21 protein-coding genes and 1 pseudogene are annotated in these 21,767 nt (G+C 65.0%); 7 read left to right on the forward strand and 15 right to left on the reverse strand.

Annotated features, from left to right (window positions below):
- Positions 1–8 precede the first annotated feature (8 nt).
- Together IRZ56_RS19180 and IRZ56_RS19185 are read left to right on the forward strand one after the other, a co-directional pair.
- Positions 9–680, forward strand: a complete 672-nt coding sequence (locus IRZ56_RS19180; protein ID WP_196146386.1) for a tetratricopeptide repeat protein — start codon at positions 9–11, stop codon at positions 678–680.
- 19 nt (positions 681–699) lie between these two features.
- Complete coding sequence (locus IRZ56_RS19185) at positions 700–960, forward strand: DUF3613 domain-containing protein (RefSeq protein WP_196146387.1); 261 nt, start codon at positions 700–702, stop codon at positions 958–960.
- 331 nt (positions 961–1,291) lie between these two features.
- Here IRZ56_RS19185 and IRZ56_RS19190 read toward each other — a convergent pair whose 3' ends face one another.
- Together IRZ56_RS19190 and IRZ56_RS19195 are read right to left on the reverse strand one after the other, a co-directional pair.
- Entirely contained in the window at positions 1,292–2,068 is a 777-nt protein-coding gene (locus IRZ56_RS19190) for a response regulator (RefSeq protein WP_196146388.1), read from the reverse strand.
- Positions 2,069–2,181: 113 nt separating this feature from the next.
- Positions 2,182–2,652, reverse strand: coding sequence for a prepilin peptidase (locus tag IRZ56_RS19195; protein WP_196146389.1), 471 nt, complete (start codon positions 2,650–2,652; stop codon positions 2,182–2,184).
- 74 nt (positions 2,653–2,726) lie between these two features.
- Here IRZ56_RS19195 and IRZ56_RS19200 point away from each other — a divergent pair, with 74 nt between their 5' ends.
- Positions 2,727–3,161 carry a TadE/TadG family type IV pilus assembly protein gene (locus IRZ56_RS19200; RefSeq protein ID WP_196146390.1) on the forward strand — a complete coding sequence of 145 codons (435 nt, stop codon included), beginning with the start codon at positions 2,727–2,729 and terminating at the stop codon, positions 3,159–3,161.
- The gene (locus tag IRZ56_RS19205) at positions 3,158–5,785 is read left to right on the forward strand and encodes a PAS domain-containing sensor histidine kinase (RefSeq protein WP_196146391.1); all 2,628 of its coding nucleotides are present in this window, start codon (positions 3,158–3,160) and stop codon (positions 5,783–5,785) included. The genes IRZ56_RS19200 and IRZ56_RS19205 overlap by 4 nt, the downstream gene beginning before the upstream one ends.
- Here IRZ56_RS19205 and IRZ56_RS19210 read toward each other — a convergent pair.
- The 7 genes from IRZ56_RS19210 to IRZ56_RS19240 all read right to left on the reverse strand — a co-directional run bounded on the left by IRZ56_RS19210 (position 5,770) and on the right by IRZ56_RS19240 (position 12,423).
- Complete coding sequence (locus IRZ56_RS19210) at positions 5,770–7,683, reverse strand: TadG family pilus assembly protein (RefSeq protein ID WP_328311885.1); 1,914 nt, start codon at positions 7,681–7,683, stop codon at positions 5,770–5,772. The genes IRZ56_RS19205 and IRZ56_RS19210 overlap by 16 nt on opposite strands.
- Before the next feature lie 138 nt (positions 7,684–7,821).
- Positions 7,822–8,382 (reverse strand): DUF4136 domain-containing protein, encoded by a 561-nt coding sequence (locus tag IRZ56_RS19215; protein WP_196146392.1) that lies wholly within the window; start codon positions 8,380–8,382, stop codon positions 7,822–7,824.
- Positions 8,383–8,401: 19 nt separating this feature from the next.
- Positions 8,402–9,037, reverse strand: coding sequence for a DUF4136 domain-containing protein (locus IRZ56_RS19220; protein ID WP_196146393.1), 636 nt, complete (start codon positions 9,035–9,037; stop codon positions 8,402–8,404).
- Positions 9,038–9,059: 22 nt separating this feature from the next.
- Positions 9,060–9,809 carry a methyltransferase domain-containing protein gene (locus IRZ56_RS19225; protein WP_196146394.1) on the reverse strand — a complete coding sequence of 250 codons (750 nt, stop codon included), beginning with the start codon at positions 9,807–9,809 and terminating at the stop codon, positions 9,060–9,062.
- Entirely contained in the window at positions 9,806–10,111 is a 306-nt protein-coding gene (locus IRZ56_RS19230) for a MazG-like family protein (RefSeq protein WP_196146395.1), read from the reverse strand. The genes IRZ56_RS19225 and IRZ56_RS19230 overlap by 4 nt, the downstream gene beginning before the upstream one ends.
- A gap of 96 nt (positions 10,112–10,207) precedes the next feature.
- Positions 10,208–11,068, reverse strand: a complete 861-nt coding sequence (locus tag IRZ56_RS19235) for a MaoC family dehydratase (protein WP_196146396.1) — start codon at positions 11,066–11,068, stop codon at positions 10,208–10,210.
- Between the two features lie 2 nt (positions 11,069–11,070).
- A complete protein-coding gene (locus IRZ56_RS19240) occupies positions 11,071–12,423 on the reverse strand; it encodes a 3-oxoacyl-ACP reductase (protein WP_196146397.1) in 1,353 nt (450 codons plus the stop codon).
- Positions 12,424–12,643: 220 nt separating this feature from the next.
- Between IRZ56_RS19240 and IRZ56_RS19245 the strand changes: the two genes are divergently transcribed.
- Positions 12,644–13,921 carry an acetyl-CoA C-acetyltransferase gene (locus IRZ56_RS19245; RefSeq protein WP_196146398.1) on the forward strand — a complete coding sequence of 426 codons (1,278 nt, stop codon included), beginning with the start codon at positions 12,644–12,646 and terminating at the stop codon, positions 13,919–13,921.
- 170 nt (positions 13,922–14,091) lie between these two features.
- On the opposite strand, the gene IRZ56_RS23530 is transcribed toward IRZ56_RS19245, so the two are convergent.
- The 5 genes and pseudogenes from IRZ56_RS23530 to IRZ56_RS19265 all read right to left on the reverse strand — a co-directional run bounded on the left by IRZ56_RS23530 (position 14,092) and on the right by IRZ56_RS19265 (position 19,530).
- Positions 14,092–14,859 (reverse strand): methyl-accepting chemotaxis protein, encoded by a 768-nt coding sequence (locus IRZ56_RS23530; RefSeq protein ID WP_416765836.1) that lies wholly within the window; start codon positions 14,857–14,859, stop codon positions 14,092–14,094.
- Between the two features lie 90 nt (positions 14,860–14,949).
- Positions 14,950–16,035: pseudogene (locus tag IRZ56_RS23535) on the reverse strand (cache domain-containing protein); the annotation flags it as partial.
- Positions 16,036–16,289: 254 nt separating this feature from the next.
- Positions 16,290–16,694, reverse strand: coding sequence for a Cu(I)-responsive transcriptional regulator (gene cueR / locus IRZ56_RS19255; protein ID WP_196146400.1), 405 nt, complete (start codon positions 16,692–16,694; stop codon positions 16,290–16,292).
- Positions 16,691–19,090, reverse strand: a complete 2,400-nt coding sequence (locus IRZ56_RS19260; RefSeq protein WP_196146401.1) for a heavy metal translocating P-type ATPase — start codon at positions 19,088–19,090, stop codon at positions 16,691–16,693. Before IRZ56_RS19260 ends, cueR begins: the two co-directional genes overlap by 4 nt.
- A gap of 53 nt (positions 19,091–19,143) precedes the next feature.
- Complete coding sequence (locus IRZ56_RS19265; RefSeq protein WP_196146402.1) at positions 19,144–19,530, reverse strand: hypothetical protein; 387 nt, start codon at positions 19,528–19,530, stop codon at positions 19,144–19,146.
- A gap of 149 nt (positions 19,531–19,679) precedes the next feature.
- On the opposite strand from IRZ56_RS19265, the gene IRZ56_RS19270 reads away from it, so the two are divergent.
- On the forward strand, positions 19,680–19,877 hold the full coding sequence (locus tag IRZ56_RS19270; RefSeq protein WP_196146403.1) for a heavy-metal-associated domain-containing protein: 198 nt from the start codon (positions 19,680–19,682) through the stop codon (positions 19,875–19,877).
- Positions 19,878–20,175: 298 nt separating this feature from the next.
- Positions 20,176–21,357, forward strand: coding sequence for a multidrug effflux MFS transporter (locus tag IRZ56_RS19275; RefSeq protein ID WP_196146404.1), 1,182 nt, complete (start codon positions 20,176–20,178; stop codon positions 21,355–21,357).
- Here IRZ56_RS19275 and IRZ56_RS19280 read toward each other — a convergent pair.
- Positions 21,308–21,505: a hypothetical protein gene (locus tag IRZ56_RS19280; protein WP_196146405.1), complete on the reverse strand. Its 198-nt coding sequence runs from the start codon at positions 21,503–21,505 to the stop codon at positions 21,308–21,310. The genes IRZ56_RS19275 and IRZ56_RS19280 overlap by 50 nt on opposite strands.
- Positions 21,506–21,767: the final 262 nt, after the last annotated feature.

The following is a 21,767-nucleotide window of genomic DNA, read 5'->3' on the forward strand; positions in this document are numbered from 1 at the left end:
GGAAGTGAATGAAAGCGATCCTGTTGTTCACCGGCCTGTTGCTGCTTGGCGGCTGCGCGGGCCAACCACCTGAAGGCATCGCCCGGTTGCTGGGCACGCCCGCGTGCGGCAAGCCCAACGCTGATCAGCAGTTGGCCCTGAACCTGGCCGACGAGGTGCTCAACGACGGCCGCCCGCATGCCAGCCTTGCGCACTTGCAGCAGTTGCCGGACGACCTCGATCAGGTGCGCCTGCGCAAGGCGCGCGTGCTGCGTTTGCTGGGGCGCAGCGAGGCCGAGCCGTTGTACCGCAGCCTGCTGGGCGGCTGCCTGGCGGCAGAAGGCGAGCATGGCCTGGGGCAGCTTGCCTCGGCCCGTGGCGACGATGTGCAGGCCCTGCGCAACCTGCAACGGGCCGTGCGCCTGGCGCCGACCGACGAGAAGGTGCGCAACGACCTGGGCGTGGTGCTGATGAACCTGGGCAATCACGAGCAGGCGCGGTTCGAGTTTCTCACGGCGATCGAACTCAAGGACGACAACCCATTGCCGGCGGTCAACCTGGTGACCTTGTCGCTGGTCGAGGACAACTGGCAGCAGGCCACCGATCTGGTGGCCCGGCTGCGGCTCAAGCCGGAGCAGTTCGCCGAGGCGCAGGCACGGGCCAGGCAGTTGAAGGCGACCGGGCGTGGCACGGTCGGTTGAGGGCGAGGAGGGCGTAGCCATGTACAAGTTGTTGATGACCTTGGCCCTGGTGGCCAGCCCCTTGCCGGCCCTGGCCGACGAGCCCCTTCGCCAGGCGCCGCCGGATTCGGCTGCAGAAGCCTGGTTGCGTGTGCAGGCGAGCAACCAGCAGGCCTCGCCCAGGGTGCAAGTGCAGACCGCGGCGGAGCGGGATGCCTCCATGCAACGTTGGCTGGACAGCTACAAGTATCCGATCCCCGAGGTATTCCGGTGGCAGAAGGTGAGTTCGTCGGATGATTGAAGGCCACGCCGGCCTCTGTAGGCGCGGGCTTGCCCCGCGATTACCGGCGTGGCCGGTGCCATGCAGCGCATTGGATGACTCGCGGGTAAACCGTTCTTGCAGGGTTGGATGGTCGGGGCTGCGATGCAGCCCATCGCGGCACAAGGCCGCTCCTACAGGGGCGGCGCGAGCAGGTTCTTGTGGGAGATTACCCAGCCCTTCGGGCTGCGCTGTCGCGCAGAGAACAAGCGGCTAGCGCCGCCCCCCTGTGGGAGCGGGCTTGTCCCGCGAACACCGGCGCCGCCGGTGCCATGCAGCGCTTTTACAGGGGAGGCGCAGGCCACGGGGCGGTTTAATGGGCGGTAAAGCGCTGGTGCACCGGCGACGAGCGTGGCGCTAGCGCCAGGGCCAGCTGCGTGCGGTTGTGCATGTGGGTCAGGCGTAGCACCTGGGAGACGTACAGCTTCACGGTGTTCTCGGTGATGCCCAGTTCACAGGCGATCTGGTAGTTGGTCTTGCCCTTGCCCACCAGCCTGGCGACTTCCAACTGACGCGGCGAGAGCTTCTCGAAGGCCGGCGGCAGCTCGGGCTCGGCTTCCTCGACATCCGTTGCGCGCCGATGCAGGCCCTGCCCACGGGCTTTTTCCAGGTCCTGGTAGAGCCCATCGATGGATTCGGCCAGCTCCTGCAGCCGCTGGTTGAGGTTGCCCAGTTCCCGCACGTTGCGGCGTCGCTCGACCAGCGCCTGCTCCTGGCGGCGCACGCCTTCGAGCAGCTCCTTCAGGTCGATGGGCTTTTGGTAATAGTCGACAAAGCCTTCGCGCAGCGCGCGGATCACGTCCTGCTTCTCGGCGCGGCCCGTCAGCATGATCGCCTCGAACACGCGCTGGCGGCCATTGATCCCTTTCAATGCACGGACCATCTCGACGCCATCGATGTCGGGCATGTCCAGGTCGCAGAGTACCAGGCCGATCTGCTCGTCGGCCTGGTAGCTTTCGATGGCCTCGATCGCTGAGTGGGCCGGGATGCAGGTGTAACCATTGCCTTCAAGAAACTCGCATAACTCTTCGACAACCAATGGCTCGTCATCGACAACCAGTATTTTTACGGCGCTGGTGTACTTGTTCACGATCAACTCCCTGTTCGCTTCGGCCGTCGCATCTGTGCCCTGGCCGCCTAAGAAAGTAGTCGCACTTTGCAATTATGTACAAGAGTTGTACAGGCGAAATGACCACTAGGTCACTATTGAATCCATACCGCAGTCAACAGGAACCCCATCAACACGTACGGAGCGAAGGGTTGTTTGTCGCCGACTTCCTCGGCCAAGGCTTGCAGGCGCTTCTTCACCTTGGGGTTGAGCAGCAACCAGAGCCTGCGCCGGCCCAGCAACCAGGCGACCACGGTCAGCCCGGCCCCTATGAAGGTGCCCAGGACATATTGCGGGCTGGTGGCCAGGGCCAGGGCGCCCATCAGCTTGACGTCGCCGGCGCCGAAACGGCCGAGCATGTAGCCGGGCAGGGTGAGCAGCATGACGATGGCCAGCGCCCAGCCCGCCTCGCTGGCATCGGCGCCGATCCAGCTGTGGCCGGTGCCGAACAGCCAGGCCAGTGCACAGGCTGCGACACCCAGGGTGAGGGTGTTGGAAAGCTGGCGTTCACGGAGATCTTGTTCGGTGCACAAGGCAAGCCACATCAGGAGAACAATGCTTTGCATTGGCAAATTGCCATCCCTATTCGTTGAACGGTTCTATGCTTTCAGCAAGTGTCATAGTCAGGGTAGACGCGAACATGAAAGCAAGCCTGGCGAGACGGCAAAAAGGCGCGGCAGCCATCGAGTTTGTCGCAGTCTTCATGGTGTTCTTCGCAGTGTTCTACGGATTGGTCAGCTACGCGCTGCCGATGCTCATGTTGCAGTCGTTCAATCAGGCCACCAGCGAGGCGGTACGCCGCTGCGTGGCGCTGGAGCCGGGCAGCGGCAGCGCTGGCTACGAGGCCCTGGCGCGCCAGGTGATTGACCAGCAACTGGCGTGGATGCCTGCGGCGCTGGGCTTCACTGCCGCCAGCCATGCGCGGGTGGCGTTGGTAGACAATCTGCTGACGGTCTCGATCGACTACCCCCGAGAGCAATTGACCAATGTGCTGCCGGTCCTGGTGCTGCCTGTGATAGGCGAAGTACCTCGATTGCCCGAGCACTTGCAGGCCGAAGCGAGCCTGCAACTGTGACGGGCCTGTTCGACCGCTGGCTGGGGACGCCGCCGCTGGCATCCGAGCCCGAGGTGCCCGCGGCGGTCGGCCTGCAGCTGTGGCTCGACCCGCAGGGCGCCGTGCTGCGGTTGTCCGGCCCCCTGCGTACGCTACTGGCATTGCCGCTCAAAGGGGGTGGCCGCGTGCACGACCACCTGGAGCGGCACAGCTGGCTGGTGCTCGAAGGGGAACCCGCAGACTGGCAAGGGCAACCGCTGGACTTGGATTTCCATACGGTCACCGGCCACCCGCTGCGCACCCGAGGCTGGCTTATGCGCCAGGGCGAGGGTTGGTTGCTGCAGCTGTTCGATATCGGTGACTTGCTGCTCGAAAGTGCCCACGCCAGGCAGGCCCAGGAGCACGCTCAGCTGGCGCTGGAGATTGGCCGTGCCGTGCGGGAGTGTAGCGAAGACCACTTGGTGCCCTGCGTCACCGAGCAACTGCAACAACTGGCCGAGCGCTGGCAGGTGCGGGCGCTGCGTGTGCTGTTGCACGAAGCCGCAGGTTGGCGCAGCTTCGCCGACAATGCGTGCGATTGGCCCTGGCCCGAGGATGCGCGCCTGCAACCCTGGCTGTCGGCACCGCGCCTGGACGGTGTCGTTGCGCCTGAGTTGCTGGCGTTGTGCGGCGGCGTTTCGCTGAGTCTCCTGCCGTTTTGCGAAGGCTCGGACATCCAGGCCTGGTTGCTCTGTGCCGGCGGTACGATGCCCGGGGGCGAAGGCCCGAACAGGGTGTGGCATGCCCTGGCGCAGACGTTGCTGAGCCGCTACCGCCTTGCCCGGTTGCAACGCCAGGCCCACTACCTGGATGAGCTGCAGCAGCAGTTGGGAGCCGGTTGGTGGGCATGGTCGGCCGAAGGTGGCCTGCACCTGGACCCGATCTTGGCATCGCGCTTCGAGCTGCCCAGCCAGGCTGGGTTGGAACACTGGCTGGCTCGCCTGCACCCGGCCGATCGTGAGCCGGCGCAATTGGCCCTCGAGCAGGCCCGCAGCGGTGCGGATCTGAGCCTGAGCGTGCGAATACCGCAAGGCGACGAGCAGGCGGTGAGTTGGTTCCATTGGGTAGGGCGTTGGCAGAACCGCCAGCTGCAAGGTTTTCTACTCGACATCAGCGCACTCAAGGCCCAGGAGCTGCAGGCGGGCGCGGCCCGGGCACGCCTGGAAAACCTGATCGCCAGCTCGCCAGCGGTGATCTACATCCAGCGCTATGCCGAGGGCGCGCTGCACAGTGAATTCTTCAGCGCCAGCCTGATGCCTCTGCTCGGCTGGGCGATGGACAGCGAGCAGGCCCGCCAGCCGGGCCTGGCGGTTCACCCGCAGGACCGCCCGCTGTGGCTCGAGCGTACCCGCACCCTGCTGCGCGACGGCCAGGCCCGTTGCCGCTACCGGCTGTGCGACAACCTGGGCGGGTATCACTGGGTGCTGGACGAAGCGCGCCTGTTGCGCAATGACCTCGGCCAGCCGGTGGAGGTGGTCGGCCTGTGGCTGGACGTCACTGAGGCGACCGAGGCCGCCGAGCGGGTGCGCCAGAGCGAGGAACGCTATCGCGTGTTGGTAGAGGACTCCCCGGCGATGATCTGCCGCTACCGCCCGGACCTTGGCCTGGTGTTCGGCAATCGGCCCTTGGCCGATTACCTGCAATGCGCACCGGCCGACCTGGTGGGCATGAACCTGGGCCAGTGGCTGTCGGACGAGCAGCGCGAGGCATTCCTGGCACGCCTTGCGGCGCTGACCCCGGAGCACCCAGTGAGCAGCGCGGAGATCTGCCTGCAGTTGCCCGGCCGCGAGCATGCCTGGTGGGTTTGGGCCGACCGCGGGCTGTTCGACGAGCACGGGCGGTTGTTGGAGATCCAGGCCGTGGGCCGCGACAACACCGAGGTGCGGCGCAGCCAGCGGCAATTGTTCCAGGGCGCCAAGATGGCCACCCTGGGCGAGCTGACCACCGGCTTGCTGCACGAGATCAACCAGCCGCTCAACGTGATGCGCATGGCCACCGCCAATGCGCTCAAGCGCCTGGAAAACGGCACGGCCGAGCCCGCTTATCTGCAAGACAAGCTGCACCGCATCGAGACGCAGATCGAACGCACCGCACGCCTAGTGGACCATATGCGCGTGTTCGGTCGCCGCTCGGAGATCGAACGCCAGTGCTTCGTCGCCTGGGGGGCAGTGGCCGAGGCGGCGGCGCTGCTGCAGGACAACCTGCGAGGCAAGGGGGTAAAGCTGCGCATCGAAGTGCCCGACGAGCAGCCTGCGGTGCTCGGGCATCAGGACCAGCTGGAGCAGGTGCTGATCAACCTGATGATCAATGCCCGCGACGCGTTGCTCGAACAGCGCCGGGGCGAGGGGTGGATCAGCATTCGCCAGACCGTGCAGCCCGGGGAGCTGTGCCTATGGGTAGAGGACAACGGCGGCGGTATCGACCCTCGGCTGTTGACCCGCATCTTCGAGCCGTTCTTCACCACCAAGCCGGCAGGGGTGGGGACCGGCTTGGGGTTGTCGGTGAGCTATGGGATTGTCGAAGGGATGGGCGGGAGCTTGAGTGTGGTTAACGGGGCGGAAGGGGCGTGTTTCAAGGTTTGTTTGCCGACTCACATCACCAGTTGAGCGTGGCCGCTGGAGCAGGTGAGGTTGGCGCCGACTTCGACTTTCGCCAAATCAATACCAAGGACTTTTAATAAAGAGTTTACTAAGGGGTCTATTAATGGGCTGAGCAGCCCTTTGATGATCGGTTCAATAATAGACCTGACGGTGTCGAGGATGCCTGATGTCAATATCAAGGCATTGCCCAAGCCGCTATCGACTGTGGGTTCGAATGCCTGGAGTTGGAGTCCGGCGGTTGTGCTGGTTAGAGTGGCAATGGGGTCCTTAGCAGTTGTAGATAAATAATAAGGATTGTCCCCTATTTTCGGTAATTGCACGTTGCCGATGAACGTTATGGGGAATGCTGAGCTTTCCAAGATCGGAGCTTTAATTTTCAGGCCCACCCCGCCAGCGGCAAATGCTTTGCGGGTACAATTCGAGCCAAGCGGGCCGCAAGTTTTAATGCCGATATCTATTATCGGAAGAGGGGATAACGAAGCAGCACCTTGGCTGAAAAAAGCAGCGGGGTCTTTGAATTTCCCTATAGAAACAATTGCAGCTGAATTGTGCGTTGACGCAGTGAGGCTTTTGCTCGGGCGGCAGCGATATTCGGTGATTTTACTATTGGCGCTAGCCACCTCTATGCCGATGTCAATGGAGGATGCACTATCAACAACCCGAATATCAGTGTATTTGCATTGACTGAGTAAGCATGTCAGACCCTGTAGCGCATCCAGGAGGTTAAGGTGCAGTAGACTGTTGACCGCTGATGTCAATGGCGTTGCAAGACCTGCCACAGCGTTAACCAAGCCGGCAATAGAGTTCAGGATCGGTAGATCCAAGGAAATCAAAGCACGCGCTTGAGCAGTATGGACTTCTATCTCGTCAGTCTTTGGATTGCCCACAGCGGAAAATTGCGGGGGCTCGACGATTTGCAGGCGTACATTCGCGGTTATCAAGCCAGGAATGCCACTCGACAGATTGAGAACGGCCGCACGAGCGCCATCACTTGCTAAAAGCATGCTCTGGAGGAGCTGTAGGACTTGCACATTGGCATCCAAACCTGCCTGAGTGGTCCCGTTCTGGATCGTGAGGATATCGCCCAATTTCACATAGAGATGATCGAGACTTTCAGAAAGGCTAGTCAACGTGTCGGTCACCGTGACGAATTCGCCGTTCTGCTGCATTACCGTTACCACTGCCTTCAAGAGCTTCGATACTTGAGCATTGGTGTTGAGTAGCTCTTGGGGAGAGCCGATATCGGAGTCGACCTCCAAGATCGCTTGCTTAAAATACTTGAGTAAATTGATCCTGGGGCCCGCAATATTATCCCAGCTAATTACATCGAGTTGCACATCGCTGCCCAGCTCCCGCAACAAGGCATTGAGTAGCGTCGCCTGATTTGAATCGACACTTGCCAAGGTGGTCTTAATGCTTAGCATGGCTTGCGGCTCGCCGAGCCTGGCGGCTACTGCATGGGCTCTCAACGTAGTGTCTAGAGACAAATCGCTATTTTTTACAAGGGAAAATAGGCCGCCAGCGACACTGCTAGGTACCGTCTTTCTAACTTCAACCTTGATCGCCTCGTTACGCGACGCATCAACGGTAAACGTTCGCAACTGGTCGGCACCGGTCTGCACATATCCACAACTGGCCACCAGTGGATTGGCGGCATCGTGGCCATTTCGCGTGGCGGCGGTGCGGGCGATGGTGGTGGCCTGGGGGCCGGTACCCGAACACACGGCATTCTGCCCGGCGGCCTCCAACGCCGCCATGTCGGCAACCCGCTGCAACTTGCGCTGTTCCAGGTAGAGCCTGCCGCTGTCGACCACGAGCAACATGAACAGCAATGCCAAACCCAGGGTAAGGGCGGCCATCAGGCCGATCGCGCCGCGTTGGTGGGTAGCGGAATGAGGAACCACGGAGCACTCCTTTGCTGGCCTTGGGCCATGCAGCGCGGCGGCGGTGAAAGGAGTGTAGTAAAGGTGATGGCGAATTGCCTTGGTCTGGTGGTGGATGGTTGCTGGAGCGGTGATCTGGGGCCGCTTTGCGACCCTTGCTCAGCGGGGTGGATAGTTGGCCATCACCTGCGCGACGGTCTTCTGGATCGCGGCGTTGCGCTCCTGCGGGCTGGGTGGGTAGTTGTTCATGATCTGTTCGGCGCTGCCGCGCCAGACCAGCTTGCCATCGCGGCCGTCGAACAGGTCCACCTGGATGGTCGCCACCTTGTAGTCGAGGCTGCGGGTTTCGTTGTACATCGGCCCGCCCCAATAGCCGCCCCAGTACCCACCCCAGGCGCCGCCATAGTGGGTGGTGATCTGCTGCTGGCGGTCCTCGACGATCAGATAGGTGCGCACCCGCACATCAGGCCGCGCGGTGCCCTGCACCGGGCGCAGGCCACGCTGGTCGAGCTGGCCGGCCACGGCCTGGCGAATGCGCTGCTCGGTCAGGTCGCTCTTGATCCGTGGGTCATCCGGGCGGTACTGCAGCGCCGGCTCCTGCCAGGCCCAACTGCGGTACGCGGCGAAATCGCGGCTGGCATCGAAGTCCTGGGTGACGTTGTTGTTGGCGCACGCGGCGAGCAGCAACGTGAAAGACAACAGGGCGAGGCGGCGCAACATGATGGTTCTCCGTTGAACGCTAACTGGGAGGATAGCCGCTGAGCGCCTTGCTCACCGATGCGCGCAAGGCGTCTTCACGGGCCCGTGGCGAGTCCTTGCCGCTGTCACTTTCGGCACTGGCGCTCCACACCGGCTGGCCGTTGCGGGCATCGAACAGGTCGATGCGCACTACCATCACTTCCACTTCGTAGGTGCGTACCACCGGCACGCTGCCGTAGGCACCGTAGCCATTGTGGTAGCCGCCAAACCCGGCACTTCCATAAGGGTATGGGCCGTAATAGGGGTCGTAGTAATCGTAGTCGCGCACCTGGCGCAAGCGCCGTTCCAGGCGTACGTCGGCGCTGACCAGCAGGTCGGCGCTGGCGTTGCGGGCCGGGCGCAGGCCGTGCTGGTCGAGGGCGCCGCTGATGGCGTCGGCCAGTTGCGCCGGGTCGGTGCTGGCGCTGGCGTGGGGCAACTGGCCGTTGCGCCAGCTCCAGCTGCGATAGCGGCCATAGTCGCGCAGGGCGGCGGGGTAGGCGCTGGCGTCGAACGTGGTCGCAGCCTGGGGCGGCGCAGGCGGCAGCGGCCGGCTGCTGGCGACATAGGGGTTGCTGCCCTGGCACGCGGCCAAGGCCAGGGTGAACAGTGCCAGGCACAGTTGCGGGTACGGCATGCGGTCCTCCCGGCAAGCGGTGTCAGTGCGGGCGACAGATCCAATGCAGGTAGCGGCCCAGGCCGGCGAAACTGGGATGACGGCGGTGCGCCAGTTCCATTTCCAGCAAATCGAGCAGCTCGGCCTTGGCTTGGAATTCCTTGGGCATATAGTCGTGGAACACCCGTACGCCACTTTCGCTTTCGACCTGCCACATGGGTTCAAGTTGCGCCTTGAGGTCCCGTGGATCAAGCGGTTTTTGCGGGGTCAGGCTCTGTTTCTCGCCCGCCAGGCGGTTGCTACGCAGCTTGCGGAAATGGCCCTTGAGCAAGTTGCGGTAGACCAGCGCATCGCGGTTGTAGAAGGCCAGCGACAACCAGCCACCGGGGGCCGTCAGTTGGTGCAGCACTGGCAGGATGCTCTCGGGCTCTGCCAGCCATTCCAGCACGGCATGGCACAGCACCACGTCGAACGGCTCGGTCAGCTGGCCGAGCAAGGACTGCCAGGGCGCCTGGATGAAGGTGGCCGCTTGGCCGGCCTCGGCAAAGCGTGCACGGGCGCCTTCGAGCATGGGCGCGGCCGGTTCGGCCAGGGTCAGCTGGTGGCCGCGTTCGGCCAGCCACAGGGCCATGTGGCCCAGGCCCGCGCCGATATCGAGCACGCGCAGGGGGCGGTCGGGCAGGGCTTCGGCGAGATCGGCCTGGAGCACCGCCAGACGGATCGCACCCTTGGCTCCGCCGTAGATCTTCTCGGCGAAGCGGGTGGCCAGCTCATCGAAATGACGGTCGTTCATTTGGCGAAACGCCTCTCGCTGTCGGCCAGTTTGGCACGTACCACTTCGTTCATGTCCAGGCCCAACTCGCTGCACAGCAGCAACAGGTACAGGACGATGTCGCCGACTTCCTGGCCGGCGTGGGCGAGTGTTTCCGGGGGCAACTGGCGCGACTGGTCCTCGGTCAGCCATTGGAAGATCTCCACCAGTTCGGCCATCTCGACGCTGGCGGCCATGGCCAGGTTCTTCGGGCTGTGGAAGCCGCGCCAGTCGTTGTTGTCGCGGATCCGGTGCAGGCGGTCGGTCAGTTCTTGCAGATTCATTGGGGCTCTCCTGATGGCGTATAGCTTCGGGTGAGCGTGGGGGCAAAGCAAGGGGGATGGGCCGCTTTGCGGCCCGATCGTGGGGCAAGTCCGCGCCTACAGAGAGGCGAGGGGGCGCCACTGGCCGAGCATGTGCAGCAGCCCGCCATGACCATCCAGGCGTAGCACCCCGGCAGGGCCGGCCTCGCTGGAACTGAGCACGACCTCCGACGGCAGGCGCACCGGTTTGCGGAAGTCCACCTCGAAGGCATAGCCGCAGGTGGGTAGGTGGCCCTGCAGCGCGGCCATCGCCATGGCCTGGGTCCACAGGCCATGGGCGATGGCCGCGGGGAAGCCGAACAGCCGGGCGCTGGCCGCGCCGAGGTGGATCGGGTTGTAGTCGCCACATACCTTGGCGTAGCGCCGGCCGATGTCGCCATCGGCGTACCAGCGCGTGACTTCGGGCAGATTGCCGGGCTCGAGATCCACGTCTTCTTCGGCCTGCCCTTCAAGGTGCAGGCCGCGTACCAGCATCCGGCTGGTTTCACGCCACAGCGGGCCGAGCACGTCCTGCGCTTCGGTCACCAAGTCGAAGGTGCCACCCTTCGGGTGCGGGCGCAGGTTGTCGGCATGAACCGAGAAACGCAGGCCATCGACCCCGCCCAGCGGGCGATGCACCTGGGTTTCATTATGCAAGTGCACCAGGCCGAGCAACGGGAAGGGGAAGTCAGGTGCAGTGAGCAACTGCAGCTGCAGGGTAAAGGCCATGACATGGGGATAGGTCGGCGGCAGGCGGCCGTGGTCGGGGTAGTGGCACAACCGACGGTAGGCAGACAGGTTGTCGGGCTGTACCCGTAGGAAGCAGCGCAGGCCGGCTTCGGGCAGGCGCTCGCCGCTGATCTTGCGCTTGGCCAAGGCTCGCAGGTAGAGGCTGGCGCGTGAATCGGGGCTGTGCAGGTCGTGCCATGGCCGTGTCATCGTCATGCTCCCATCAGTGCCTGGCCACAGACCCGCAGGACCTGGCCGTTGACCGCGCCGGTGCCGGGCTGGCTGAGCCAGGCCACGGCCTCGGCGACATCCTGCGGCATACCGCCCTGGCCCAGGGAGCTCAGGCGTCGCCCGGCCTCGCGCAGGCCCATGGGCATGGCTGCGGTCATGTGCGTTTCGATGAAACCGGGCGCCACGGCGTTGATGCTGCCGCCATGCTCGGCCAGCTTCGGCGCCCAGGCCTGAGCCAGGCCGATCAGGCCGGCCTTGCTCGCGGCGTAGTTGGCTTGGCCGCGGTTGCCGGCGATGCCGCTGACCGAGGCGAGCAGGGTGATGCGGGCGGCGTCATGCAGCTTGCCGGCCTCGAACAGAGCCTGGGTCAGTACCTGGGGCGCCTTGAGGTTGACGGCCATGACCGCATCCCAATAGTCGGGCGTCATGTTGGGCAGGGTCTTGTCGCGGGTGATACCGGCGTTGTGCACCACGATGTCGATGCCGTCGGGCAAGGCCTCGAGCAACTGCGCCGGGGCATCGGTTGCGCAGATGTCCAGGGCCAGGGCACGGCCACCGAGGCGGGCGGCGAGGGCGTCGAGGTCTTTCTGCGCTGCCGGTACGTCCAGCAGGGTGACCTCGGCGCCATCGCGGGCCAGGGTTTCGGCGATGGCTGCACCGATGCCGCGGGCGGCACCGGTGACCAATGCGCGGCGCCCGGCCAGCGGGCGGGTCCAGTCCTGCACCTGGGCGGCGCAGGGCGTCAGGCGCAGCACCTGGCCTGAGATGAACGCGCTGCGTGGTGATAGGAAGAAGCGCAAGGCGCCTTCGAGCTGGCTTTCGGCGCCCTCGTCGACATACAGCAGCTGCACGGTGGCACCGTTGCGCAGCTCCTTGCCCAGCGAGCGGCTGAAGCCTTCCAGGGCGCGCTGGGCCACGCTGGCCAGCGGGTCGTCGAGCTTTTCCGGAGCACGGCCAAGGATGACGACATGGGCGCACGGTGCCAGGCTGCGCAGCAGCGGCTGGAAGAATTCACGCAACTGACGCAGCGCATCGATGTCGGACAGGTGACTGGCGTCGAACACCACGGCCTTGACCTTCGGGCCTAGGCCTGCGACCCAGGGCTGGGCCTGCAGGCCGTCGCCGTTGAAGCTGTAGAAGGTGTCGGTCAGGCAGGGTGCGATGGCCTCGACCGTGGCAGCCAACGGCCCACCGCCCAGCACCAGGGCGCCTTCCACCGGGCGCAGGCGGCCTGCCTGCCAACGCTCCAGTGGCACCGGGCGTGGCAGGCCCAGGGCATCGACGAGACGCCGGCCCAAGGTGGAGTTGGCAAAGCCGAGATAGCGATCGCTCATGTACGGGTCTCCCTGAAGGCAAGCATGCAGTGTGGACCATCTTTATGTCAGGGTCGTTCGAACGCGGTAAAAACACCTAGTGTGTGTCTTTGAAATGCGTTCTCTTTTGGCCAGTGGCAACGCCGACCGGGCGCCCAAGGCGCCGCCAAAAGTGAACAGCTTATTTCCGAGACAGGACACTAGACTGTACGGATCAAATTGTTTCAGGAGGAACATGGGCATGGCTTCACCTCGCCGGGTCGCGATCCTGGGCGGTAACCGGATCCCTTTCGCACGCTCCAATGGCGCCTACGCCAACGCCAGCAACCAGGCGATGCTCACCGCCGCGCTCGAAGGCCTCATCGAGCGCTATCGCCTGCATGGCCTGCGCCTGGGCGAGGTGGCTGCCGGCGCGGTGCTCAAGCATGCCCGGGACATGAACCTGACCCGCGAGTGCGTGCTGGGTTCGCGGCTTTCTGCGCAAACCCCGGCCTATGACGTCCAGCAGGCCTGCGGCACAGGCTTGGAGGCGGCGCTGCTGGTAGCCAACAAGATCGCCCTTGGGCAGATCGATTGCGGCATCGCCGGGGGCGTGGACACCACGTCCGACGCCCCGATCGCCATCAATGAAGGGTTGCGGCGCATTTTGCTGCGGGCCAACCGTGGCAAGCACCTGATACAGCGGCTGCAGCCTTTCCTCAAGTTGCGCCCGAAACACTTGAAACCCGAGCTGCCGCGCAACGAGGAGCCGCGCACGGGGCTGTCCATGGGCGAGCATTGCGAGCGCATGGCCCAAGCCTGGCAGATCGAGCGCCTCGAGCAGGACGAGCTGGCCCTGCAGAGCCATCGGCAGCTGCTGGCATCGTTCAACGAAGGCTGGCATGACGACCTGCTTACGCCCTACCTGGGGCTGGCGCGGGACAACAACCTGCGCCCGGACCTGACCCTGGAGCAGTTGGCCAAGCTCAAGCCGGTGTTCGACCGCAGCGGCTTGGGTACCCTGACGCCAGGCAACTCCACGCCGCTGACCGATGGCGCCTCGGTGGTGCTGCTCGGCAGCGAGCAGTGGGCGCAGGATCAAGGTTTGCCTGTGCTGGCCTATCTGGTCGATGGCCAAACCGCTGCGGTGGATTTCGTCACCGGGCAGGAGGGGTTGCTGATGGCCCCGGTGTATGCCGTGCCGCGCCTGTTGGCGCGCAACGGCCTGAGCCTGCAGGACTTCGACTACTACGAAATCCACGAAGCGTTCGCCGCCCAGGTGCTGTGTACGCTCAAAGCCTGGGAAGACGCGGCCTATTGCCGTGACCGCCTGGGGCTGGATGGGGCGCTGGGTAGCATCGACCGCAGCAAGCTCAATGTGAAGGGCAGTTCACTGGCGGCTGGGCACCCGTTCGCGGCGACCGGCGGGCGGATCCTGGCCAACATGGCCAAGTTGCTGGCCAAGGCGGGCAAGGGGCGGGGGCTGATCTCGATCTGCGCGGCGGGTGGGCAGGGGGTGACGGTCATCGTCGAGCGTTAGAGGCTGTCTCTATCGCCGGCAAGCCGGCTCCCACCAGGCCTGCGCTGTTTCAGAGCACCGCCGTACCTGTGGTAGCCGGCTTGTCGGCGTTGGGCCGGGACAAGCCATTCAAGACAGTGGCCCCCACAGGTACGACAGGGGGCCTGTGGGGGCGGCCGTGCTGGATGTGATCAGGTACGGAACCTGCGCACCAGGGCATCGAGCTCGTTGGACAGGCCCGCCAGGCTTTCGGAGTCCTTACGCGCGGCTTGGGCCAGTTCGGCCACCAGCTGTGCGTCGCCGTGGATCTGGCTGATATGCCGGTTGATGTCCTCGGCCACCTGGTGCTGCTCCTCGGCGGCAGTGGCGATCTGGGTGTTCATGTCGCGGATGATGTCCACCGACTCGCGGATCTGCCCGAAGCTGTCACGGGCCAGGCCAATGCGGCTGACCGATTGTTGCGAGACCTCGAGGCTGGCATGCATCTGCTCGGCCACCTGGGCGGTGCGTGAGGCCAGGTTGCCCAGCAGGCCGTCGATCTCCGCCGTGGAGTCGGCGGTGCGCTTGGCCAGGGCACGCACCTCGTCGGCCACCACCGCGAACCCACGGCCCTGCTCTCCGGCGCGGGCCGCCTCGATGGCGGCGTTGAGGGCCAGCAGGTTGGTCTGCTCGGCGATCGAGCGGATGGTGCCCAGGATGGACTGGATGGCGTTGCTGTCGCGTTCGAGCTGCTGGATCGACAGAGCCGACTGTTCGATCTCCTGGCTCAGGCGGTCGACACTCTGTACCGCCGCGTCGATCTGCTGCTGGCCTTCGCGGGCTTGCTGCTGGCCGCTGTCGGCGGAGTCGGCGGCCTGGCTGCAAGAGCGGGCCACTTCGTTGGCGGTGGCGACCATCTCATGGAAGGCAGTGGAAACCATGTCCACCGCCTCGCGCTGACGCCCGGCGGCTTCGGCCATGTCGCCGGACACGCGGGTCGAGCTGCTGGAGGTGTGCAGGATCTGCCCGGCGGCCGTGCCGATGTGCTGGATCAGGTTGCGAATGGCTCCGAGGAATTGGTTGAACCAGCTGGCCAGCTGGGCGGTTTCGTCGCGCCCGCGGACTTCCAGGCTGCGGGTCAGGTCGCCCTCGCCCTGGGCGATGTCCTCCAGGCCGCTGGTAACGCTGTTGATCGGGCGTACGATCAGCTTGGCGAAGGCGGTGCCCACGGCCGCGAAGAGCACGGCCAGGACCAGGGCGATGCCGCCGATCAGCCAGCTCAGGCGGGTGGTGGTCTGCATCACTTCGTCATGGCGGATCAGGCCGATGAAGGTCCAGCCCAATTGCTCGTCCGGGTAGACGTTGGCCATGTAGTGTTCGCCGCCCAGCTCCACTTCCACCAGGCCCTTGCCGGCCTTGGCCAGGGCGGCGTAGCCGTCGCCGAAGCTGGCCAGCGGTTTGAAGTTGTGGCTGGCATCGCGGGGGTCGACCATCACGTTGCCGTTGTTTTCCACCAGCATCAGGTAGCCGCTTTCGCCGAGCTTGATCTTCTTGACGATTTCGGTGAGGCCGTTGAGGGAAACATCGATGCTGACCACGCCACCGGGGTTGCCGAGCTGGTTGGCGATGGCGCGAACCGTGCCGACCAGCACCGTGTCGTCCGCTGCCCAGTAGTAGGCGCTGGTGCGTACGGTCTTGCCTGGGTTGGCCAGGGCCAGCTGGTACCAGGGGCGCTGGCGAGGGTCGTAGTTGGCGAACTTCTGGCCGGCGGGCCAACCGACATAGCCGCCGTCGCTGACGCCGTAGGAGACGTAGGCGTAGTTGGGGTGGGCCTCGGCCAGCCGAGCGAAGAAGTCGAAGATCTGCTGGTCCTGCTCGCCCAGGGAGCTGCTCGGATTGGCGTCCATGTACTTGTTGAGCGTGCCGTCTGCAGCGGCCAACAGGGGCTGGGCAGCCAGATAGTCCAGGTTCTGGTCGATGCCCTGGAAGAAGATGTTCATCGCGTTGGCGACCTGGCGGATTTCCCGGCTGCTGTTGTCGAGGAAATCCTCGCGGGCTTCGCCGCGCAGGTTGAGGACTACCAATGTGGCTACGAGGACGATGGGCAGGCCGGCGATGACGGCGAAGGCCCAGGTCAGTTTCTGCTTGATGTTCATCCACGCTCCCGATCTTGTTCTTGTTCGTTGCTAGAGGCAGGTGATCTATAGATCGGCAGCGGTGGTTTTTTTTATAGGCCGAAGCCCCCGTATTTATGGCGTGAAGTCGTGTTTGGAGGTGGGTTGGTCGTGTTTGGTGGTGTCCGGCAGCGATTTCGCCGACAGCTGTGGGTGCGCTGTCCAGGTGGGGGCCGGCTTGCCGGCGAATAGGCCCACCCAGACTGCACAAGACAGGTGCATAGGTTCGCGCCTGCTCAGTGACAACACCCCTTGCCTTCGGCCAGGTCTTTGAGGATCGGGCAGTCCGGCCGATCGTCGCCCTGGCAGTGGGCGACCAGCTCCCCCAGGGTGTCACGCAGGCTGACCAGCTCCTCGATTCGCCGGTTCAGCTCGTCGATGTGCTGCATGGCCAGCGCCTTCACATCGGCGCTGGCACGTTGGCGGTCCTGCCAGAGGGTCAGCAACCGGGCTACTTCCTCCAGGGAAAAGCCCAGGTCGCGCGAGCGTTTGATGAACGCCAGGGTATGCAGGTCGTCGGCCTGGTACAGGCGGTAGCCGCTGTCGCTGCGCAAGGCCGGCTTGAGCAGGCCGATGGACTCGTAGTAACGGATCATCTTGGTGCTGAGCCCGCTGCGGCGGGCGGCCTGGCCGATGTTCATGGATGCTCCTGCCGGTCGTCGGTGGGTTTCCAGGTCTTCAGCCACAGGGCATTGCTCACCACGCTGACGCTGGACAGGGCCATGGCAGCGCCGGCCAGCACGGGGTTGAGCAGGCCGAAGGCGGCCAGGGGGATGCCGATCAGGTTGTAGATGAAGGCCCAGAACAGGTTCTGGCGGATCTTGGCGTAGGTCTTGCGGCTGATTTCCAGCGCAGCGGGTACCAGGCGCGGGTCGCCACGCATCAGGGTGATACCGGCAGCCTGCATGGCCACGTCGGTACCCGAGCCCATGGCGATGCCGATATCGGCGGCGGCCAGCGCCGGAGCGTCATTGATGCCGTCGCCGACCATGGCCACCACGCCGTCGCGCTTGAGCGCGGCCACGGTGGCGGCCTTGTCGGCGGGCAGCACTTCGGCGTGTACGTCGTCGATGCCCAGGGCATTGGCCACGACCTGGGCGCTGCCGCGGTTGTCGCCGGTCAGCAGGTGGCTGCTGATGTGCTGTGCGTGCAACGCGGCGATGGCTTGGTCAGCACCGGGCTTGAGGCTGTCGCCGAACGCGAACAGGCCCAGCACCTGCGGTTGCGGTGCGCGCTCGATCAGCCACGACAAGGTGCGACCTTCAGCCTCCCAGGTTTGCGCCCAGCGGGCCAGCTCGCCCGCTTGCAGGCCGCTCTCCTCGAGCAGGCGACGGTTGCCCAGGGCCAGTTCACGACCCTCGACGTGCCCGGCGATGCCACGGCCAGTGAGGGACTGGCTGTTGGTTACCTGCGGCACCTGCAGGCCCTGCTCTGCGCAGGCGTCGAGCACGGCTTTGGCCAAGGGGTGTTCGCTGCCGCGTTGCAAGGCCCCGGCGAGGCGATGCAGGTCGTCCGTGTTGCCGTCCACCGTCTGGCTGTGTACCACCCGCGGGCTGCCGGAGGTGAGGGTACCGGTCTTGTCGAACACCACCCGGTTGACGGCATGGGCACGCTCCAGCGCTTCGGCGTCCTTGATCAGGATGCCGTGGCGGGCGGCGACACCAGTACCGGCCATGATCGCCGCCGGGGTCGCCAGGCCGAGCGCGCAAGGGCAGGCGATCACCAGCACGGCGACGGCATTGATCAACGCGGTTTCAAGCGGTGCCCCGGCCAGCCACCAGCCGAGCAAGGTGGCCAAGGCCAGCACCAGTACCGCCGGGACGAACACCTGGCTGACCCGGTCTACCAGTTTCTGAATCGGCGCCTTGGCCGCCTGGGCGTCCTCGACCAGGCGAATGATGCGCGCCAGTACGGTTTCGGTACCCAGGGCCTGAGTGCGCACCAGCAGGCGACCTTCGCCATTGATGGCCCCGCCGGTGACCGGGTCGCCGGGGTGCTTGGGCACAGGCAGGCTTTCCCCGCTGATCAGCGCCTCGTCGGCATGGCTGCTGCCTTCGAGCACCTCGCCATCGACCGGGAAGCGTTCGCCAGGCTTGACCAGGACCAGGTCGCCCAGGCGCAGCTGGCTGATCGCGACGTCTTCCTCGCGGCCGTCGACCATGCGCAGGGCACGCTCGGGGCGCAGTGCCTCGAGGGCGCGGATGGCGCTGGCGGTCTGGCGCTTGGCCCGGCTTTCCAGGTACTTGCCCAGCAGTACCAGGGCGATGACCACTGCGGAGGCCTCGAAGTACAGGTGCGGCGCCATGCCAGCCGAAGCCCTGGCCCATTCATACAGGCTCAGGCCGTAACCGGCGCTGGTGCCCAGGGCAACCAGCAGGTCCATGTTGCCGGTACCGGCGCGCACGGCTTTCCAGGCGGCGACGTAGAAGCGTGCACCGAGTAGGAACTGCACCGGCGTGGCCAGCAGGAACTGCACCCAGGCCGGCAGCATCCAGTGCAGGCCGAACGGCTGGACGATCATCGGCAGCACCAGAGGCAGGGCCAACAGCAGCGCTGCGCCGACCGCCAGGCGCTCGTTGCGCAGGCGGCGCTGGGCGTCGGCCTGGTCATCGCGGGTGGCCTCGGGCAGGCTGGCGCTGTAGCCGGCTTTTTCCACCGCCGCGATCAGCAGGCTGTCGTCCAGTGCCGTTAGCACGTCGAGGTGGGCGCGTTCGCTGGCCAGGTTGACGCTGACCTGCTCGACACCCGGCAGCTTGCCCAGGGCGCGTTCGACGCGGCCCACGCAGCTGGCGCAGGTCATGCCGCCGATCTGCAGCTCGACGGTGCGGGTGGGGACGCCGTAGCCGGCCCCGCGGACTGCATCGACCAGGGCGGGCAGGCTGTCGGCCGGGGCCTGGACCCGGGCCTGTTCGGTGGCGAGGTTGACGCTGACTTGTTCAGCGCCGGTGACCTTGCGCAGGGCGCGCTCGACGCGGCCAGCACAGCTGGCGCAGGTCATGCCGGAGATCGGCAGGTCGAACGTGGTAGGTGCGGACATGGGCTCTCCTCCTTGGACAGGCCTTCAGCATCAACCTTGCCACGTGGGTAAGGTCAATAGCCGAGACCAGCGCGCTTGAGCTGGAGGCCATCATGGCCCATGGCAATGCGGTACTTGCTGATCTGCCCGGCTTGCAGGGTCAGGCGGGTGCTGCGTTGGTTTTCGATGCCCGGGGCGCAGCCGGGCACTTGGCCGGGCAATAGGCGCAGGCGTACGTCCACCGGCCCTGGCGGCAGGTTGAACGAGGTCGCTTGCTCCTGGAACAGGCGACCGGAGAGCTGGTCGTTGAGGTAGATACCGATTTCGCAATTGGTGGCGACTTCCAGGCGCTCCCGGGAAATGATCAGCACGCTGTAGTCCGAATTGCCCTCGGCGCTGGCCGGTGGTACTGCGGCCAATGCCCCCAGCAGCCCAACCAGGCCCAATGCTGCCCTGAACATGAAGAATCTCCTGCTTGCCAGATCGTCAAAGGCGCAGCTTGGCCGAGCCGCGCGCGGATTTCCACCCCGGCCGGTTCGGTCAATACTTGACCTTGCCATGATGGCAAGCTTGAGACTGCTACCAATTCCCCTGAATGGAGCAAGACCCAATGCATGTATTCAACGTTCAAGGCATGACCTGCGGCCATTGCGTCAAGGCGGTGACCCGTGCGGTGCAGGAGCAGGACGGCGCTGCCCAGGTGGATGTCGACCTGGCCGCCAGGCAGGTGAGGGTGCACAGCCGCCTGGCGGCCGAGCAGATCGTGGCGGCGATTCGTGAAGAGGGCTACCAGGCCGAGGTGGCCTGAGGACGAGGCGTAGCCCTTGCCATGAGTTGCGGCAGCAGGATCGCCCAATCGCGGGACAAGCCCGCTCCCACAGGGGGCTGCAAACAGCACCCAAGCATTCGGGCTGCGCTGTCGTGCAGAGAACGAATGGCCAGTGGGCGCGGGCTTGTCCCGCGATTAGGGCGGGCCCGATATCACCACCGCCTGGCAAGGGCTGGGTGATCTCCCGCTAGGCCTGTAATTATTACAAAGGTTTTCATACTGACAGCGTTCGGTGCAGGTACACTTACGCATTTGCTTAGCCTGCTATGGATTCTCGATGAACCTGCGAATTGTGTTGATCCTGGGTGCCCTCAGTGCGTTCGGGCCCCTGGCGATCGACTTCTACCTGCCTGCCTTCCCCGCCATGGCGCACGCCTTTGCCACGGACGAACGACACGTCCAGACCACCCTGGCCGCCTATTTCCTCGGCCTGTCCTTGGGCCAACTGGCTTATGGACCGGTGGCCGACCGTTTCGGACGGCGCAAGCCCTTACTGTTCGGCATAACCCTCTTTACCCTGGCCTCGCTGGCCTGCGCCTATGCACCGAACCTCGATACGCTGATCCTTGCGCGCTTCGTGCAGGCGTTGGGCGGCTGCGCTGGGATGGTGCTGTCGCGCGCCATTGTCAGCGACAAGTGCGACGCGGTGGCATCGGCCAAGGTGTTCTCGCAACTGATGCTGGTGATGGGGCTCGCGCCGATCCTGGCGCCGATGCTGGGCGGGGTGCTGGTCAACCTGGCGGGCTGGCAGTCGATCTTCCTGGCCTTGGGCCTGTTCAGCGCGGCCTGCCTGCTGGCCGTGAGCCTTGGGTTGCCGGAAAGCCTGCCGGCAGACACGCCACGCCAACCGCTGTCCGGTGCTTTGCGCCAGTACCTGCGCTTGCTGGGCGACCGGGTTTTCCTGGGCCATGCATTGACCGGCGGCATCGCCATTGCGGGCATGTTCGCCTACATCGCCGGCTCGCCCTTCGTGTTCATCAAGCTGTATGACGTGCCGGCTGAACACTATGGCTGGCTGTTCGGCACCAATGCCGCAGGCTTCATTCTCATGGCTCAGGTCAACGCACGTTTGTTGGCCAAGCGCGGCCCGGCCTTCCTGCTGGCACGGGCGGTGTGGTTGTACCTGGCGGCAGCACTGGTGCTGCTGACCATGGCGGCGCTACGCCCAGCGCAGCTGTGGCCGCTACTGGTGCCGCTGTTCGTGTGCATCGCAAGCCTGGGCTGCATCATCCCCAACGCGTCGGCCTGCGCCATGAGCGGTCAGGGCGGCCGCGCCGGCAGCGCCTCGGCATTGATGGGCTGCCTGCAGTTCAGCGTCGCGGCGGGCGCGGCGGCACTGGTGGGTGTGCTGCACGACGGTAGTGCAGTGCCCATGGCCCTGGTGATCAGCCTGTGCGGCGCACTGGTGGTCAGTGTGGCAATGTTGACTCGACGCTTGCAGGCCAGGCGTTCGGCGTAAGGGTATGGGGAGCCTGCAGGCGGCTTTCCAGCGTGGCGACGAACAGGCGCGCCTCGGCTTCGCTGCGAAAACTCACCACATGCTGGTCGAGCCGGACCTGCCACGGGCAGTTGGGATTGCGGTTCGACGTACTGACGACAATCTTCATCGCGGCATTCCTCCGGTGGGTGGGAGCCGCTGAAGTGTAGCGCCACCCTTTGCCTGCGCCATGTGCTGGCGCAGCTGTTCTGACTGGCGGTCGTACCTTCTGTCCGCCTGCCTCCGGCCTGTGGATAAGGCCCTGTTGCAGGAGATGGCGAAACCTTCGCTTTGGCTTGCCATATTTGAGGAAGGCTGGTGTCGGCATTGTCCTCCGACGCTTCGCTTTCACGAGGGCATTCAGGTGTGGTGCGGTCTCGCGGCGCCGGGGT

Origin of the sequence: Pseudomonas guariconensis, assembly GCF_015680235.1 — a bacterium.
Taxonomy (GTDB): Bacteria; Pseudomonadota; Gammaproteobacteria; order Pseudomonadales; family Pseudomonadaceae; genus Aquipseudomonas; species Aquipseudomonas guariconensis_A.

Coding starts and splice junctions, on each gene's coding strand:
- IRZ56_RS19180 (WP_196146386.1), top strand. CDS start 9: ATGAAAGCGATCCTGTTGTTCACCGGCCTGTTGCTGCTTGGCGGCTGC.
- IRZ56_RS19185 (WP_196146387.1), top strand. CDS start 700: ATGTACAAGTTGTTGATGACCTTGGCCCTGGTGGCCAGCCCCTTGCCG.
- IRZ56_RS19195 (WP_196146389.1), bottom strand. CDS start 2,652: ATGCAAAGCATTGTTCTCCTGATGTGGCTTGCCTTGTGCACCGAACAA.
- IRZ56_RS19200 (WP_196146390.1), top strand. CDS start 2,727: ATGAAAGCAAGCCTGGCGAGACGGCAAAAAGGCGCGGCAGCCATCGAG.
- IRZ56_RS19215 (WP_196146392.1), bottom strand. CDS start 8,382: ATGTTGCGCCGCCTCGCCCTGTTGTCTTTCACGTTGCTGCTCGCCGCG.
- IRZ56_RS19220 (WP_196146393.1), bottom strand. CDS start 9,037: ATGCCGTACCCGCAACTGTGCCTGGCACTGTTCACCCTGGCCTTGGCC.
- IRZ56_RS19225 (WP_196146394.1), bottom strand. CDS start 9,809: ATGAACGACCGTCATTTCGATGAGCTGGCCACCCGCTTCGCCGAGAAG.
- IRZ56_RS19230 (WP_196146395.1), bottom strand. CDS start 10,111: ATGAATCTGCAAGAACTGACCGACCGCCTGCACCGGATCCGCGACAAC.
- IRZ56_RS19235 (WP_196146396.1), bottom strand. CDS start 11,068: ATGACACGGCCATGGCACGACCTGCACAGCCCCGATTCACGCGCCAGC.
- IRZ56_RS19240 (WP_196146397.1), bottom strand. CDS start 12,423: ATGAGCGATCGCTATCTCGGCTTTGCCAACTCCACCTTGGGCCGGCGT.
- IRZ56_RS19245 (WP_196146398.1), top strand. CDS start 12,644: ATGGCTTCACCTCGCCGGGTCGCGATCCTGGGCGGTAACCGGATCCCT.
- IRZ56_RS23530 (WP_416765836.1), bottom strand. CDS start 14,859: ATGGCCGAAGCCGCCGGGCGTCAGCGCGAGGCGGTGGACATGGTTTCC.
- cueR (WP_196146400.1), bottom strand. CDS start 16,694: ATGAACATCGGCCAGGCCGCCCGCCGCAGCGGGCTCAGCACCAAGATG.
- IRZ56_RS19260 (WP_196146401.1), bottom strand. CDS start 19,090: ATGTCCGCACCTACCACGTTCGACCTGCCGATCTCCGGCATGACCTGC.
- IRZ56_RS19265 (WP_196146402.1), bottom strand. CDS start 19,530: ATGTTCAGGGCAGCATTGGGCCTGGTTGGGCTGCTGGGGGCATTGGCC.
- IRZ56_RS19270 (WP_196146403.1), top strand. CDS start 19,680: ATGCATGTATTCAACGTTCAAGGCATGACCTGCGGCCATTGCGTCAAG.
- IRZ56_RS19275 (WP_196146404.1), top strand. CDS start 20,176: ATGAACCTGCGAATTGTGTTGATCCTGGGTGCCCTCAGTGCGTTCGGG.
- IRZ56_RS19280 (WP_196146405.1), bottom strand. CDS start 21,505: ATGAAGATTGTCGTCAGTACGTCGAACCGCAATCCCAACTGCCCGTGG.